The sequence below is a fragment of the Ensifer sp. Root278 genome, from assembly GCF_001429285.1.
Taxonomy (GTDB): Bacteria; Pseudomonadota; Alphaproteobacteria; order Rhizobiales; family Rhizobiaceae; genus Ensifer.
Genome location: NZ_LMJJ01000005.1, coordinates 1 through 14263 on the forward strand (window position 1 = coordinate 1; position 14263 = coordinate 14263).

Below are 14263 nucleotides of genomic sequence, written 5' to 3' on the forward strand. Positions count from 1 at the left end.
TTTTGCTTCGCAAAACTCGGACCGGATTAAACGGGATTTTGCCTTCGGCAAAACCCGGAAAGAGCGGATAAATCCCATAGGGATTTACCGCGATGACGGATAAACCGCTTAGCGGTTTACCTAAATGGCGCGGGGTGGAGCAGCCCGGTAGCTCGTCAGGCTCATAACCTGAAGGCCGCAGGTTCAAATCCTGCCCCCGCAACCAAATCAAAAAAAGCCCGCCAGGAGAAATCCCGCGGGCTTTTTGACGTTCTTGCGCTACCCGGAGAGAACGGGCGAGGGCACGAAACACAGCGAATATCAGGCGACGTCGGCGGTCTTGGCCCCTTCGCCATCCCCCGCCGAAAGCCAGCCGCGCGTCGCCTCGAGGATCTCGTTCGACAGGGCCGGATCGTCGGTCATCCTGGCCAGGATCAGCGCGCCGATCATGCTCGCCGAATTGCCGATCGCGGCACGGCGCCTCTGCTTTTCGTCCAGGCCCGGCGCTATTTTACCCAGGCGCTCGAACTGACGTTTGAGAAACGCTGTCATTTCCGTGCGTGCTCCCTGGGGTTGCCGGCTCACTTCCGACGCCAGGGCGGCAAGCGGGCAGCCATGTGCGAAATCGTCTCGATGCTCCGCTGAAAGATAGCGCTGTGCGACGGCGGCCAAGTCCGTCGACTTTGGCTCGGCTTCTCCCCGGAGTCCGGCCAGGGTCTGGGCAATCAGATCATCCTTGGACTTGAAGTAGCCGTAGAAGCCGCCGTGGGTGAGCCCGGCCGACTTCATCACATCCGTCACTGTGACGGACTCGAAACCACGCTCCCGGAACAGCCGACCAGCCGCCTCCAGAATGGTTCGCTTGTTGTCTTCGACCTGCTGTCGGCTCACGCGCATCACCGTCTCCTAAATTTCGATTGACATTATACATGATGGCCGTCATATATCCAAATACATGATGACTATCATGAATAAATCAAAGGAGCACACCCGATGAGCAAGAAGTCTGCAGTCCTCGTAACCGGTGCTTCCACCGGTATCGGCGCCGTCTATGCGGAGCGATTTGCGCGCCGCGGTCACGATCTCATTCTGGTCGCACGCAATGCGGTGCGCATGGCAGAGCTTGCCGAGCGGCTGCGGAGCGAAACCGGCGTGAATGTCGACGTTGTGCCCGCCGACCTGACGGACGAGCAGGATCTGGCCAAGGTCGAGCAGCGCCTGCGCGAGGATCAGCGTATTGGTGTTCTGGTCAACAATGCCGGCACATCGATCCCACGCGGCTTCCTTCAGCAAAAGGGCGAGGACATTTCGAAGCTCATCTCGCTCAATATTACTGCCGTCACCAGGCTGGCCCATGCCGTAGCGCCGCGTTTTGCCGAGAGGGGTGAGGGGGCGATCGTCAACATCGCTTCCGTCGTCGGCCTTGCGCCGGAGATGGGTGCTACTGTCTATGGCGCGACGAAGGCCTTCGTGCTGTTCCTTTCCCAGGGGCTGAACGTCGAGCTGGCGCCCAAGGGCGTCTATGTGCAGGCGGTGCTGCCGGCTGCGACGCGCACCGAGATCTGGGATCATGCGGGCGTCGATGTCGAAACGCTTGCGGGCGTGATGGAGGCCGGCGATCTCGTCGATGCGGCACTAGTCGGCTTTGATCGCCGCGAGTTGGTGACGATCCCGCCGCTGCCGGACGCCGGCCAGTGGCATACGTTCGACGCCGCGCGCCAGGCGATGCTGCCGAATTTCGCACAATCCGAGCCGGCTGAGCGTTATCGGTCGGCTGCCTGATCAAACCGCTGGCCGTGGGAGCGGACGACCGTGTCGGCTCCCACGACAATAGGACAGCAAAGCGCTGGCGGGCGACCCGGCGCATTGCTCGTCATCGCTACCCGCTTCGCACGATCGTCGATAATGCTCGGGCGTTTGCCAAGCGCCCTCGGGCTGGTAGAGATTGAGGATCAAAGATTCGCTACCGCAGCCAGTTGCGCCTGCGGGCGGAAATCCTCCTTCGAAACAATGTTGACGGTGCGAGCATAATCCGATGAGAAAATTCAACCTGGGAACAACCGATCTCTCCGTTTCATCCGCCGTTCTCGGCCTGATGCGGATCGCCGATCTCAGTGATGACGCCATTGCCCGGCTTTATGGCAAGGCGCGGGACGTCGGCATCAACGTCTTCGATCACGCCGACATTTATGGCGGCGAACTGCATGCCTGCGAGCGTCGGTTCGGCGATGCGTTGCGGCTGAAGCCTGCCGAGCGTGAACAGATCGTTATCCAGAGCAAGTGCGGTATCCGGCGCGGCTACTTCGATTTCTCCCGCGACCATATCCTCCAGTCCGTCGACCGCTCGCTTGCGGCACTGAAGACCGACTATCTCGATCTTTTGCTGCTGCATCGCCCGGATGCCCTGGTGGAGCCGGAGGAAGTGGCCGATGCCTTCGACAAACTGCAGGCGGGCGGCAAGGTCAGGCATTTCGGCGTGTCGAACCATACGCCGCGGCAGATCGATCTCCTGAAGACGGCCGTGCGCCAGCCGCTCGTCGCCAATCAGATCCAGCTCAGCATTGCCCACGCCCCCTCGGTCGCGTTTGGGATTGCCGCGAACATGGCGGGTCTCGAGCAGTCGATCGACCGCGACGGCGAGGTGGTCGTCTATTCGCGGATCAACCGCATGACGCTGCAGGCCTGGTCACCGTTCCAGCAGGGCTTTTTCGGCGGTGTCTTCGTCGGCGACGAAACCAATTTTCCCGAACTCAACCGGGTGCTCGACGAACTCTCCGGCAAATATGCGGTGTCGCCGTCGGCCATCGCCTACGCCTGGATCGCCCGGCATCCGGCCAACATCCAGGTGGTCCTTGGAACGACGAGCCCGGAACGGCTGGCAGACATCGCGCCCGGCGCGGATACCACGCTGTCGCGCGAAGACTGGTACCGCCTCTTTACTGCGGCCGGGCACGTGCTGCCCTGACGGCGATTTTGGTGCGCCGGACAGTAAAAAGGCCCGCTCGGATGTGAGCGGGCCTTTTCGTTTTTGGTTCTGGTGCCGATCGATCAGGTGCGCGGCTTCAGGTTCTCGGGGTCGTAGAGCGGCTTGTAGCCGATGCCGACGACTTCGACCGGATAGGTCTCGGCGAAGTATTCGACGTTCAACTTGCGGCCGACCTGGCAATGGGACCAGGGCAGATAGGCAAGCGCGATGTTCTTGCCGATCGTCGGCCCGAAGGCGATCGAGGTGGTGTAGGAGCGGCGGCCGAGTTCGTCGACCAGCACCTTGCCGGTTTCCGGATCCATCACCGGCAGGGTGCCGACCGGGTAGCGCTTCACGCCATTCTTGTCGGTATTCTCCGTCAGAACGAGCGTGCAGAGCATGGCGGGCTGGTGTTCGCGCGCCTTGTATTCGAGGTGCTTGGCCTTGCCGCGGAAGTCGACGTCCTTGACCTTCGGACGGGCAAGGTCGGCCTCGATCAGGTTGTACTGGGTGAGAAGATCGGCGTTCTGCAGGCGCAGGCTCTTTTCCATGCGGCGCGAGTTGGCATAGGTTTCGACGCCGAAGGCCATGACGCCGGTGGCGCGTAGCGCGTCCCAGACGGCAAGGCCGTCCTCGTACTTCATATGCAGTTCCCAGCCCTGCTCGCCGACATAGGAGATGCGGAAGGCGGTGACCTTTTTGCCGGCGATTTCGATCGGCTTGATGGCGGCGAAGGCGAAGTTCTCGAGATCGAGGCCCGCCGGATCGGCAACCACCTTCTTCAGCGTTTGGCGGGCATTGGGCCCCCAGATGCCGATGGTGATGAATTTTTCCGAAACGTCGGTGATGGTGACGTCAAGGCCGCGGTCTTCCGCGACGCGGCGCATGTACTGGAAGTCGCGCGGTCCGGCATCGGCGCCGTTCACGAGACGGCAGCGGTCGGCCATGCGGAAGACGGTGAAGTCGGCCCGCACCATGCCCTCGTCATCGAGGAAGTGGGTGTAGATGCCCTTGCCGATGTTGCCGTCGCCACCGATCTTGGCGGCGCAAAGCCACTCGAGCAGTTCGACATGGTCAGGACCTTCGATGTCGACCATGTGGAAGTGCGACAGGTTGACGATGCCGCAATCCTCGCTCATCGCCAGATGTTCGGCGTTGGACACGCGCCAGAAATGGCGGCTGTCCCACTCGTTCTCGCGCACCGGAACGCGGTCGCCGTATTTTTCGAGAAGATGTTCGTTGGCGGCGTAGCCGTGCGCGCGCTCCCAGCCGCCGAGTTCCATGAAGTAGCCGCCGAGCTCCTTCTCGCGCTCGTAGAAGGGCGAGCGCTTGACGTTGCGGCCGCTGGCATAGGGTTCGCGCGTGTGCACGGCGGGGTAATAGATCTTCTGCGCCGCCTCGAAGCAGCGGCCCTCGATGAACTCCTCCTCGAGCTGGTGCGGGTAGAAGCGGGAATAGTCGATCGAGGCATGGTCGATCTCGGTGCGCCCGTCAGTCATCCAGTCGGCGATCAGCTTGCCGTAGCCGGGGCCGTCCTTCACCCAGATGGCGACGCAGTACCAGAGGCCGCGCACCTTCTGGCTCTCGCCGCAGGAGGGGCCGCCGGCGGCCGAGACCTGCAGGAGGCCGTTGAAGGAGTGGCTCTCGTTATAGCCAAGCTCGCCGAGGATCGGCGTCAGCTCCATGGCGCGCTCGAGCGGCTCGATGATCTGCTCCATCTCGAGGTCGCGCTGTGACGGCGACAGGCGCGCCTCGTGCTTTTCAAGAATGTGCCGGGGATGGCAGAGGCGCGGATTGGTGGTCTCGTAATAACCCCACTCGATCTGGCCGCCTTCGGTGGTCTTCGGGTCGCCGGTGTCGCGCATATAGGCGGAGTTGCCCTGGTCGCGCAAAAGCGGGAAGCCGATTTCCTTGCCGGTGCCTTCGAACTCGTTATACGGGCCGAAGAAGGTGAGCGGATGGTCGACCGGCATGACCGGTAGATCCTCGCCGACCATTTCGGCGATCAAGCGGCCCCAGATGCCGGCGCAGACGATGACGTGGTCGGCAATGATCGTGCCGCGATGGGTGACGACACCCTTGATGCGGCCGTTCTCGACAATCAGCGACTTCGCCGGCGTGTTGCCGAAGACCTGCAGTTTGCCGGACTTTTCCGCCGCATCGACGAGCTTGCCGGCAACCGTCTGCGAGCGCGGGATGACGAGGCCGGCATCCGGGTCGAACATGCCGCCCATGACCTGATCCTCTTCGATCAGCGGGAACATCTTCTTGATTTCAGCCGGCGAGACATAGTGTGCGCGGGTGCCGAAGGCCTTGGCAGAGGAAAGCTTGCGCTTGATCTCCTCCATCCAGACATCGTCGCCGGTGCGCGCGACTTCCAGGCCGCCGATGCGGGCGTAGTGGCCCATCTTCTCGAAGAAATCGATCGAATACTGCGTCGTCCAGACCGAGAGATAGTCATGGCTGGTCGTGTAGCAGAAGTCCGAAGCGTGGGCGGTCGAGCCGATATCGGTCGGCACACCTGACTTGTCGATGCCGACGATATCGTCCCAGCCGCGCTCGATCAGGTGGTGCGCGATCGAGGCACCCACGATGCCACCCAGCCCGATGATTACGACTTTCGCCTTTTGCGGAAACTCTGCCATTGATTGCGACCCTAGTTGGATTGGATGCCGGATTTTAGGGCGTGAGACGCGCCGACTAGAGCCTGTCTACGACATAATCATCAAACTGCACGACCAGAGCCGAGCAATCTGTGGATCGTAGAACGAGAGCTAGCGGGACGGTCATGCCACTGATTTCGTGAGAAAAAGCGTCGAAGAGCATCGAAGCGATTTCTCTTAGCATACAGAAGACGCGGGCGCATTCGAATGCGTCATCGCATGGGGCACGAATGTCGGTTTTGCGGCGACGCCACGATGCAGGCGATCTGCGACATCGTGCGGGCGGCTTGCTGCTTCACGATCACGGTGCCGCGCCGAAGAAGGCAAGGCGGGTGAAGAGCACGTAGTGCGATTCCGAGACCATCAGAGCGACGAAGACCAGCACCAGCAGCGGTGGCAGCAGGATCGCGTAGATCAGCGCCAGCCGCTCCCAGGCCATGTGCATGAAGATCGCGACGATGAGGCCGGCCTTCAGCACCATGAAGAGCAGGATCAGCGACCACCTGAGATAGCCCTGCAGCCCGACATAGTCGACGAGATAGGAGAAGGTGCTGAGCACGAACAGCAGCACCCAGACGACCAGGTAGAGGCCGATCGGATGCTGCTGGTGTTGTTCATGCGCCGGTGCCCGCGACCCTGCCTGCGGTATCGTGTCGGTGTGTGCCGTCGTTTCGGTCATGGCCATGCCTCACCACAGATAGAAGAATGCGAAGATGAAGACCCAGACGAGGTCGACGAAGTGCCAATAGAGGCCGGTGATCTCGACGATCTCGTATTGCCCCTTGCGGCTCGTGAAGAAGCCGCGCCTGCCGGTGTCGAAGTCGCCGCGCCAGACCTTGCGGGCGATGATCAGCAGGAAGATGACGCCAATCGTGACGTGTGTGCCGTGGAAGCCGGTAATCATGAAGAAGGTCGAGCCGAATTGGGCAGCGCCCCAAGGGTTGCCCCAGGGGCGTACGCCTTCGGTGATCAGCTTGGTCCACTCGAAGGCCTGCATGCCAACGAAGGTGGCGCCGAAGAGCGCCGTCACCACCATGAGCAAAGCGGTTTTCCTTCGATCCTGGCGGTAGCCGAAATTGACGGCCATGGCCATTGTGCCGCTCGAGGTGATCAGCACGAAGGTCATGATGGCGATCAGGATCAGCGGCACGTCGGAACCGCCGATGTGCAGCGCGAAGACCTCGCTCGGATTGGGCCACGGAACGGCCGTCGACATGCGCGCCGACATGTAGGCGATGAGGAAACAACCGAAGATGAAGGTGTCGCTGAGGAGGAAGATCCACATCATCGCCTTGCCCCAGGAGACGTTCTTGAACGTCCTTTGATCCGAAGCCCAGTCGGCGGCGAAACCGGCAAGTCCCGCCGGGCGGTGGAGCGGTTCTCGGACAGGCGAATGTGTCTCGACAGACATGCCTTGGCTCCTTAGGTCAAGAGTTGCCGGCAGAGCTCGACGAAGTCGTTGGCCCAGCCGGAAAAGAGCGCGAAAAGCACCAGCCAAACGGCCAGCATGAAATGCCAGTAGGTGGCGCAGAGCGTGATCGACAGCACGGCCCTCTCGTCCATCGGGCCGGCGCGCGTTCTCACGATCACTCGGGTGAGCGCGAAGAGGCCGCCGAGGATGTGCAGGCCATGCATGCCTGATATCATGTAGAAGAAGCTGTTGGCCGGGTTGTCGGCGATGAGAAAGCCGGCATCGGTCAGTTCGCGCCAGGCGAAGACCTGGCCCGCGAGGAAGGCGAGCCCCGCGGCAAGCGCAGCGATCAGGGCCGTGCGGCTTGCCTCGTCACGATGGCGCTCCGCGGTGACGCGCGCCGCATGCAGAAGCAGGCTGCCGAGCCCGAGGATGGCGGTGTTCAGCCAGAGGACTTTCGGCATTGGCGTCGACCACCAGTCGGTCGATGCCATGCGCATGAAATAGGCGCTGATGAAAAGCGAGAAGAGCGCGGCGACGACGGCGAGGAAGACGCCGAGGCCGATTTTTGCGGGTGGGATCGAAGGACGACCATCTGGACGCGGGTCAAACGCGTGACCGACCTCCAGCCAGGGTTTTGAGAAGAGCCGCTGCCGGCTGAGCCACCAGCCGGCGATCGTGAGAATCACGGCCAGCAGGATCAAGGTGACGTTCATGAGGCACCCTCCGGCGCATGACCTGCGGAGCCCGGCTGGTTCTGCGGAATGAAATCCTCGGCCGCTCCCGGCACGCTGTAGTCATAGGGCCAGCGGTAGACGACCGGCAGTTCCTTCCAGTTGCCGTGGCGTGGCGGCGTCTCCGGTGTCTGCCATTCGAGCGTCGTCGCCCGCCAGGGATTGCCACCGGCCTCACGACCATGGCGAATGCTCCAGATGAGATTGAAGAGGAAGAGGAGCTGAGCGGCGCCGACGACCAGCGCCATGATGGTGATGAACTCGTTGAGCGTATGGGCAGAGGCCGGGACGAAGGCGGTTTCGCCCATTTCATAATAGCGCCGCGGCATGCCGATGAGGCCGAGATAGTGCATCGGGAAGAAAATCAGATAGGCACCGACGAAGGTCACCCAGAAATGGATCTGGCCCATCACCTCGTTGAGCATGCGGCCGGTGATCTTCGGATACCAGTGATAGATCGCGCCGAAGATGACGAGGATCGGCGCCACGCCCATGACCATATGGAAATGCGCAACGACGAACATCGTGTCGGAGAGCGGCACGTCGACGACGACGTTGCCGAGGAAGAGGCCGGTCAGCCCGCCATTGACGAAGGTGACGATGAAGGCGAGCGCAAACAGCATTGGCAGCGTCAGGTGGATATCGCCGCGCCAGAGCGTCAGCACCCAGTTGTAGACCTTGATCGCCGTCGGCACGGCGATGATCAGCGTGGTCGTCGCGAAGAAGAAACCGAAATAGGGGTTCATGCCGCTGACATACATGTGGTGCGCCCAGACGATGAAGGAAAGCGCGCCGATGATGACGATCGCCCAGACCATCATGCGGTAGCCGAAGATGTTCTTGCGGGCATGGGTACTGATGAGATCCGACACGATGCCGAAGGCCGGCAGCGCGACGATATAGACCTCCGGGTGGCCGAAGAACCAGAAGAGGTGCTGGAACAGGATCGGGCTGCCGCCGCCGTGCTGCAGCTGCTCGCCCATCTCGACGATCGCCGGCATGAAGAAGCTGGTGCCGAGCACCCGGTCGAACAGCATCATGACGCAGGCGACGAAGAGGGCGGGGAAGGCAAGCAGCGCCATGACCGTCGCGGTGAAGATGCCCCAGACGGTGAGCGGCATGCGCATCAGCGTCATGCCGCGGGTGCGGCCCTGCAGCACGGTGACGACATAGTTGAGGCCGCCCATGGTGAAGCCGATGATGAAGAGGATGAGCGAGGAGAGCATCAGGATGATGCCCCAGTCCTTGCCGCCGGGCGTGCCAGAGAGAACCGCCTGGGGTGGGTAGAGCGTCCAGCCGGCGCCGGTCGGGCCCCCGGGGGCGAAGAAGCTGGCGACGAGCACGAGCACAGCGAGCAGGTAAAGCCAGTAGCTCAGCATGTTGGCATAGGGGAAGACCATATCGCGCGCGCCAAGCATCAGCGGGATCAGGTAGTTGCCAAAGCCACCAAGGAAGAGAGCTGTCAGCAGGTAGATCACCATGATCATGCCGTGCATGGTGATGAACTGGTAGTAGCGCTCGGCGTCGATGAAGGCGAAGGCGCCGGGAAAGCCGAGCTGCAGCCGCATCAGCCAAGAGAGCACCAGGGCGACCATGCCGATGGCGATCGCGGTCGAGGCATATTGCACGGCGATGATCTTGGCATCCTGGCTGAAGACGTAGCGCGTCCACCAGCTATGGGGATGATAAAGCTCGACGTCCTCCACTTCCGCGGCGCCTATCGGTTCGCCCGTGCTATGCCGGATGTCGACCATCTGCGAGAACCTCCCAACACCGGATCATTTCGATCCAACGCTTTGAACCACGCAATTCCGGACACCAACGCTGGAATTGCTTTCGCTCACGAGCGGGATGCGAGCGGAAAACCGCAAGCACTTTTCCTCATCCCGCTTTGGCCGTCGGGGCGCTTCTTACTGCGCCGGGGCGGCATTTCCTGCCTGCGCCGTTTCCTTCGTCCCTGCCTTTGCCTGCAGCTGCGAGAAGGTCTGCTGCTGCGAAAGCCAAGCCTGGTAGTCGGCGGCACTGTCGACGACGACGGTGCCGCGCATCTGTGGGTGACCGACGCCGCAGAGTTCGGCGCACAAGACCTCGAAGGTGCCGGTGCGTGTCGGCGTCAGCCAGAAGTAGGTGACCATGCCCGGCACCATGTCCATCTTGGCGCGAAACTCCGGCACGTAGAAATCGTGCAGCACGTCGACCGAGCGCAGGAGCATCTTGACCGGCTTGCCGACTTCCAGATGCAGCTCGCCGCCTTCGATGACGTAATCGTCAAGCGCCGCTGCGTCATTGCGGTTGAGGCCGAGCGAATTTTCCGGGGTGATGTCGCGGGTCTCGGAGGTGCCGAGCTTGCCGTCCGCGCCTGGGAGCCGGAAGCTCCACAACCACTGCTGGCCGACGACCTCGACCTCCGTTGCGCCATCCGGCACGGTCACGAACTGGTGCCAGACGAAAAGGCCGGGGGTCAGCATGGCGGCGACCCCGAGCGTGGTGCCGCCGGCTAGCCACCCTTCGAGCTTGCGGTTTTCCGGTTCATAGGCAGCCCGGTTTCCCGGGCGATGCCGAAAACGCAGGACGCAATAGGCCATGAAAAGCACCACGGCGACGAAGACGACGCCGGTAATCCAGAAGGTGATGATGAGCGTATTGTCTATGTAATTCCAGTTGGACGCGATCGGCGTCCACCACCACGGGCTCAACAGATGGAACAACACCGACCCAACGGCCAACAAAACCAGAATAACTACCACGGCCATTTCTGTCCCTCCTTGCCGCTGGCGGCTGTGGGCATGAATACGCAATCCGTAGAGCCTGCTGCATGTTTCCTTTAATCGTCTCCGATCAAAGGACAAAAACATGCAGGAATTCAAAGTTCTACAGCGACCTTTGCGCGTCTGATAAGACGCGCGGCGCTGTACCTGCAATTATTGCACGAACGTTGAATAGTCGCAATTCGCCGTCTCCGTGCGGACGGCGGTTGCCTTTAGTCTTTTCAGCCTACTGCGAATACTGCTTGAGGTAGGCAATGAGGTTGGAGATATCCGTGTCGTCCTTCAGCCCGGCAAAGGCCATTTTCGTGCCTTTCACCTTGGTCCTTGGATTGTGCAGATAGTCGCGCAGATGCGCCTCGTCCCAGACGAGCCCACCCTTGCCGGCATCGATCATCGCCGGCGAGTAGCTGAAGTCGGCGTGGGTGCCGGCCGTTCGCCCGAACAGATGGTTGAGTGATGGTCCAACCTTGTTGGTATCGCTGTCGGCAACATGACAGACAGCGCATTTCTTGAAGACGGTGGCTCCGGCTGCGGCATCGCCCTCTTGCGCGAGGGTTGCGAACGGACAGAGCATCGTTGTCGAAAAGGCAAGGGCAACAACAAGAATTCGCATGACACTTCCTCAAAATCGCCGGGCGCAGGCAAGGAAGGCTATCGTCAATCTGTCGTTTTGGCGGTGCTTGCTTCTCTTAAGTTGGCGCCACGGCGGTTGATACTTGCGACAGGACGACCGTACGCCTCGCCTTGTGGAAGTCAACCGGCGCAGCCGGCAGGTCGCCGGTTGCGCCTAAATTTTCACCAGGGACGGTGCGCGCGATCAGACCCGATTGCCGGCGGCGTCGAAGAAATGCAGCCTGTCGACCGGCAGTCGTACGGCAAGCGAACCCGAAGCGGTGAGGAACCGGCGGTCGTTGGTGAAGGCCTTGAAGCCGGCGCGGCCGAAGGAGAGATGCAGGATGATGCCGAAGCCGGTCGGCTCGACCAGGTCGACATTGGCGCTCAGCACATCCGGTCCTTCGACGCCGATCTCCACATGTTCCGGGCGAATGCCGAGGGTGGCGCGGGCGCCGTCGGCGAGCGCCGGATGCGGTTGTGCCGGGATGACAACGCCGCCTTCCGTCTCGAAGCGCGGGGCGGTGCCGTTCAGGTAGGTGCCCTCGAAGAAGTTCATGCCGGGCGAGCCGATGAAGCCGGCGACGAAGAGGTTTGCGGGACGGTCGTAGAGATCGAGCGGGCTGCCGACCTGCTGGACGAAGCCGCCGTTCATGGCGACGATGCGGTCGGCAAGCGTCATCGCCTCGATCTGGTCGTGGGTCACGTAGATCGAGGTCGCGCCGAGGTCCTTGTGCAGCTTCTTGATCTCGGCGCGCATCTGCTCGCGCAGGCGGGCGTCGAGGTTCGACAGCGGCTCATCGAAGAGAAACGCCTTGGGTTCGCGCACGATGGCGCGGCCCATGGCGACGCGCTGGCGTTGGCCGCCGGAGAGTGCGCGCGGCCGGCGTTCGAGCAGCGGATCTAGGCCGAGCTTGGCGGCGGCCCCTGAAACGATGCTCGCGATCTTCTCCTTGGCCGTCTTCCGGAGCCTGAGGCTATAGCTCATGTTCTTGGCGACGGACATATGCGGATAGAGCGCATAGGACTGGAACACCATGGCGATGTCGCGGTCCTTCGGCGCCAGTTCGTTGACGCGTTTTCCGGCGATGCGGATCTCGCCCGAGGTGACGCTTTCAAGCCCGGCGATCATGCGCAGAAGCGTAGACTTGCCGCAGCCGGATGGGCCGACGAGCACCACGAATTCGCCGTCGCCTATCTTCAGGTCGACATCATGCAGGACCGGGTGGATGCCGTAGGATTTCTGGATGTTGGCGATATCGATGGAAGCCATGAGAGCAATCCTCAGCCTTTGACCGCGCCGGCCGTGAGGCCCTGGACGAGATAACGTTGAATGAGCAGGAAGAAGAGGCAGGCGGGGATGAGTGCGAGCACGCCGGCCGCCATCATCTGCCCGAAGTCGACGGAGAACTTCGACACGAAGGACAACAATCCGACGGGGAACGTCGCCTGGTCGTTACCGGAGATCAGCATCAGCGAGAACAGAAGTTCGCTCCAGGCGGCGGTGAAGACGAAGCCGAGGGTTGCGGCAATGCCGGGCAGCGTCAGCGGCAGGATGATCTGGCGGAAGGCGACGAATTGGGTGGCGCCGTCGATCATCGCCGCCTCTTCCAGGTCCTTCGGAATGCCGTCGAAGAAGGACTGCATCAGGAAGGTGGCAAACGGCACGTTGAAGGCGGTGTAGACGATGACGAGCCCGGTCAGGCTGTTGGTGAGGCCAAGCGGCGACAGGATCTTGAAGATCGGCGCCACCAGCATGACCAGCGGGAACATCTGCGTCAAAAGCATCAGCGCCACCAGCCAGTACTTGCCGCGGAAGTTGAAGCGCGACAGCGCATAACCCGAGAGCGAGGCGAGGATGGTGACGATAACGGCGGTGGAGCCGGATACGATCAGGCTGTTCTTGAAGAACACCGGAAAGGCGCTGTGGCGCAGCACGAAATCGAAATGTTCGAGGCTGGCGCGCGACGGCCACATTCGAATGCCTTCCGAGTAGAGCAGGTCGTTGGGCGTGACTGCAACCTTCAGCAGCCAATAGAGCGGGAAGAGCGCGAAGGCGATGTAGGCAAGGATTGCCGATCGGTGCGCGATCATGAGGAAAAGCGGTTTGGCGCGCATCGGTCTCAATCCTTGCTCAACAGCCACTGCCGCAGGATGACGATCAGCATCGAATAGGCGAGCAGCAGTGCCAGAAGCACCAGTGCGATCGCCGAGGCGTAGCCGAAATCCAGCCGCTTGAAGGCCTGGGTGAAGATATAGCTGGCGACGATCTGGGTGCGGTCGGCCGGTCCGCCATTGGTCATGACGATGATCAGGTCGGCGAAGTTCGAGATCCAGACGGTGCGCAAGAGGATGGTGATGGCAATCGTCGGCGCCAGGAAGGGCAGCGTGATCGAGAGAAAACGCTGGACCGGGCCGGCGCCGTCGATGCTGGCGGCCTCATAGAGATCGCGCGGGATCGCCTGCAGGGCGGCAAGCAGGGTGATCGCGAAGAAGGGAATGCCCCACCAGACATTGGCGATGATCGGCCCCCACATGGCAAGCTGCGGGTCCGAGAGGATGTTGTTCGGCTCACTCATGATGCCGAGCGCGTAGAGCCAATGCGGCAAGGGACCAACGACCGGATTGAAAAGCCAGGCCCAGTTGAGGCCGGCAAGGAAGCTCGGCACTGCCCAGGGCAGGAAGACGAGGGCCTGAGCGAGACCGCGGCCATAGAATGGCTTGTCGAGCAGCAGCGCCAGGATCAGGCCGAAGACGAACTGGAAGAACACCGACGCGCCGGTCCACCACAGCGTATTGCGCAGCGCCCGATAGAAGGCCTGGTCCTCGGCAAGCGCGCGGAAATGATCGAGGCCGATGTAGGCGCCGGAGAACGGGTTTAAGAGCTGGATGTCGCGGAAGGCGTAGGAAACGCCAAGCACCAGCGGCACCAGCATGACGGTGACGATCAGGATCAGCGCCGGCGCGCTATAGAGATAGGGCGCGGCGCCATCGGCGATGCGCTTCTTCAGCGGCGTCCTGCCTGCCGGCAGGCCGCTTTGGCGGGCGACATGGTCCATCGATCGAAATTTCCCCTGTGCGGCCGCCGGTTTTTTCGACGTGCCTCGTTTTCGTTCAGTCGGAGCGGGATG

General features: G+C 61.9%; 13 protein-coding genes and 1 tRNA gene. 3 read left to right on the top strand and 11 right to left on the bottom strand.

Features of this window, described 5'->3' with window-relative positions; translation table 11 throughout:
* Window positions 1–128: 128 nt before the first annotated feature.
* Window positions 129–205 (top strand) — tRNA-Met (locus ASE60_RS06685).
* Window positions 206–300: 95 nt separating this feature from the next.
* On the opposite strand, the gene ASE60_RS06690 is transcribed toward ASE60_RS06685, so the two are convergent.
* Window positions 301–876: a TetR/AcrR family transcriptional regulator gene (locus tag ASE60_RS06690; RefSeq protein ID WP_057248970.1), complete on the bottom strand. Its 576-nt coding sequence runs from the start codon at window positions 874–876 to the stop codon at window positions 301–303.
* Between the two features lie 96 nt (window positions 877–972).
* Here ASE60_RS06690 and ASE60_RS06695 point away from each other — a divergent pair, with 96 nt between their 5' ends.
* Window positions 973–1761: an SDR family oxidoreductase gene (locus ASE60_RS06695; RefSeq protein WP_057248971.1), complete on the top strand. Its 789-nt coding sequence runs from the start codon at window positions 973–975 to the stop codon at window positions 1759–1761.
* A gap of 253 nt (window positions 1762–2014) precedes the next feature.
* Window positions 2015–2944, top strand: a complete 930-nt coding sequence (locus tag ASE60_RS06700) for an aldo/keto reductase (protein ID WP_057248972.1) — start codon at window positions 2015–2017, stop codon at window positions 2942–2944.
* 83 nt (window positions 2945–3027) lie between these two features.
* Here the strand turns inward: ASE60_RS06700 and ASE60_RS06705 are convergent, their stop codons facing one another.
* From ASE60_RS06705 to ASE60_RS06750, 10 genes are all read right to left on the bottom strand, one after another.
* A complete protein-coding gene (locus ASE60_RS06705; RefSeq protein WP_057248973.1) occupies window positions 3028–5589 on the bottom strand; it encodes an FAD-dependent oxidoreductase in 2562 nt (853 codons plus the stop codon).
* Window positions 5590–5908: 319 nt separating this feature from the next.
* A complete protein-coding gene (locus tag ASE60_RS06710; protein WP_057248974.1) occupies window positions 5909–6286 on the bottom strand; it encodes a cytochrome C oxidase subunit IV family protein in 378 nt (125 codons plus the stop codon).
* A 9-nt stretch (window positions 6287–6295) separates the two neighbouring features.
* Window positions 6296–7018, bottom strand: a complete 723-nt coding sequence (locus ASE60_RS06715; RefSeq protein WP_057248975.1) for a heme-copper oxidase subunit III family protein — start codon at window positions 7016–7018, stop codon at window positions 6296–6298.
* An 11-nt stretch (window positions 7019–7029) separates the two neighbouring features.
* The gene (locus tag ASE60_RS06720) at window positions 7030–7734 is read right to left on the bottom strand and encodes a cytochrome c oxidase subunit 3 (RefSeq protein ID WP_057248976.1); all 705 of its coding nucleotides are present in this window, start codon (window positions 7732–7734) and stop codon (window positions 7030–7032) included.
* Window positions 7731–9506: a cytochrome c oxidase subunit I gene (gene ctaD / locus ASE60_RS06725; RefSeq protein ID WP_057248977.1), complete on the bottom strand. Its 1776-nt coding sequence runs from the start codon at window positions 9504–9506 to the stop codon at window positions 7731–7733. The genes ASE60_RS06720 and ctaD overlap by 4 nt, the downstream gene beginning before the upstream one ends.
* A 156-nt stretch (window positions 9507–9662) precedes the next feature.
* Window positions 9663–10505 (bottom strand): cytochrome c oxidase subunit II, encoded by an 843-nt coding sequence (locus ASE60_RS06730; RefSeq protein WP_057248978.1) that lies wholly within the window; start codon window positions 10503–10505, stop codon window positions 9663–9665.
* Window positions 10506–10746: 241 nt separating this feature from the next.
* Window positions 10747–11133, bottom strand: a complete 387-nt coding sequence (locus ASE60_RS06735) for a cytochrome c family protein (RefSeq protein WP_057248979.1) — start codon at window positions 11131–11133, stop codon at window positions 10747–10749.
* Between the two features lie 204 nt (window positions 11134–11337).
* On the bottom strand, window positions 11338–12405 hold the full coding sequence (ugpC, locus tag ASE60_RS06740) for a sn-glycerol-3-phosphate ABC transporter ATP-binding protein UgpC (protein WP_057248980.1): 1068 nt from the start codon (window positions 12403–12405) through the stop codon (window positions 11338–11340).
* Window positions 12406–12416: 11 nt separating this feature from the next.
* Window positions 12417–13250 carry a carbohydrate ABC transporter permease gene (locus ASE60_RS06745; RefSeq protein WP_057248981.1) on the bottom strand — a complete coding sequence of 278 codons (834 nt, stop codon included), beginning with the start codon at window positions 13248–13250 and terminating at the stop codon, window positions 12417–12419.
* A gap of 5 nt (window positions 13251–13255) precedes the next feature.
* Window positions 13256–14191, bottom strand: coding sequence for a sugar ABC transporter permease (locus tag ASE60_RS06750; RefSeq protein ID WP_057248982.1), 936 nt, complete (start codon window positions 14189–14191; stop codon window positions 13256–13258).
* Window positions 14192–14263 lie beyond the last annotated feature (72 nt).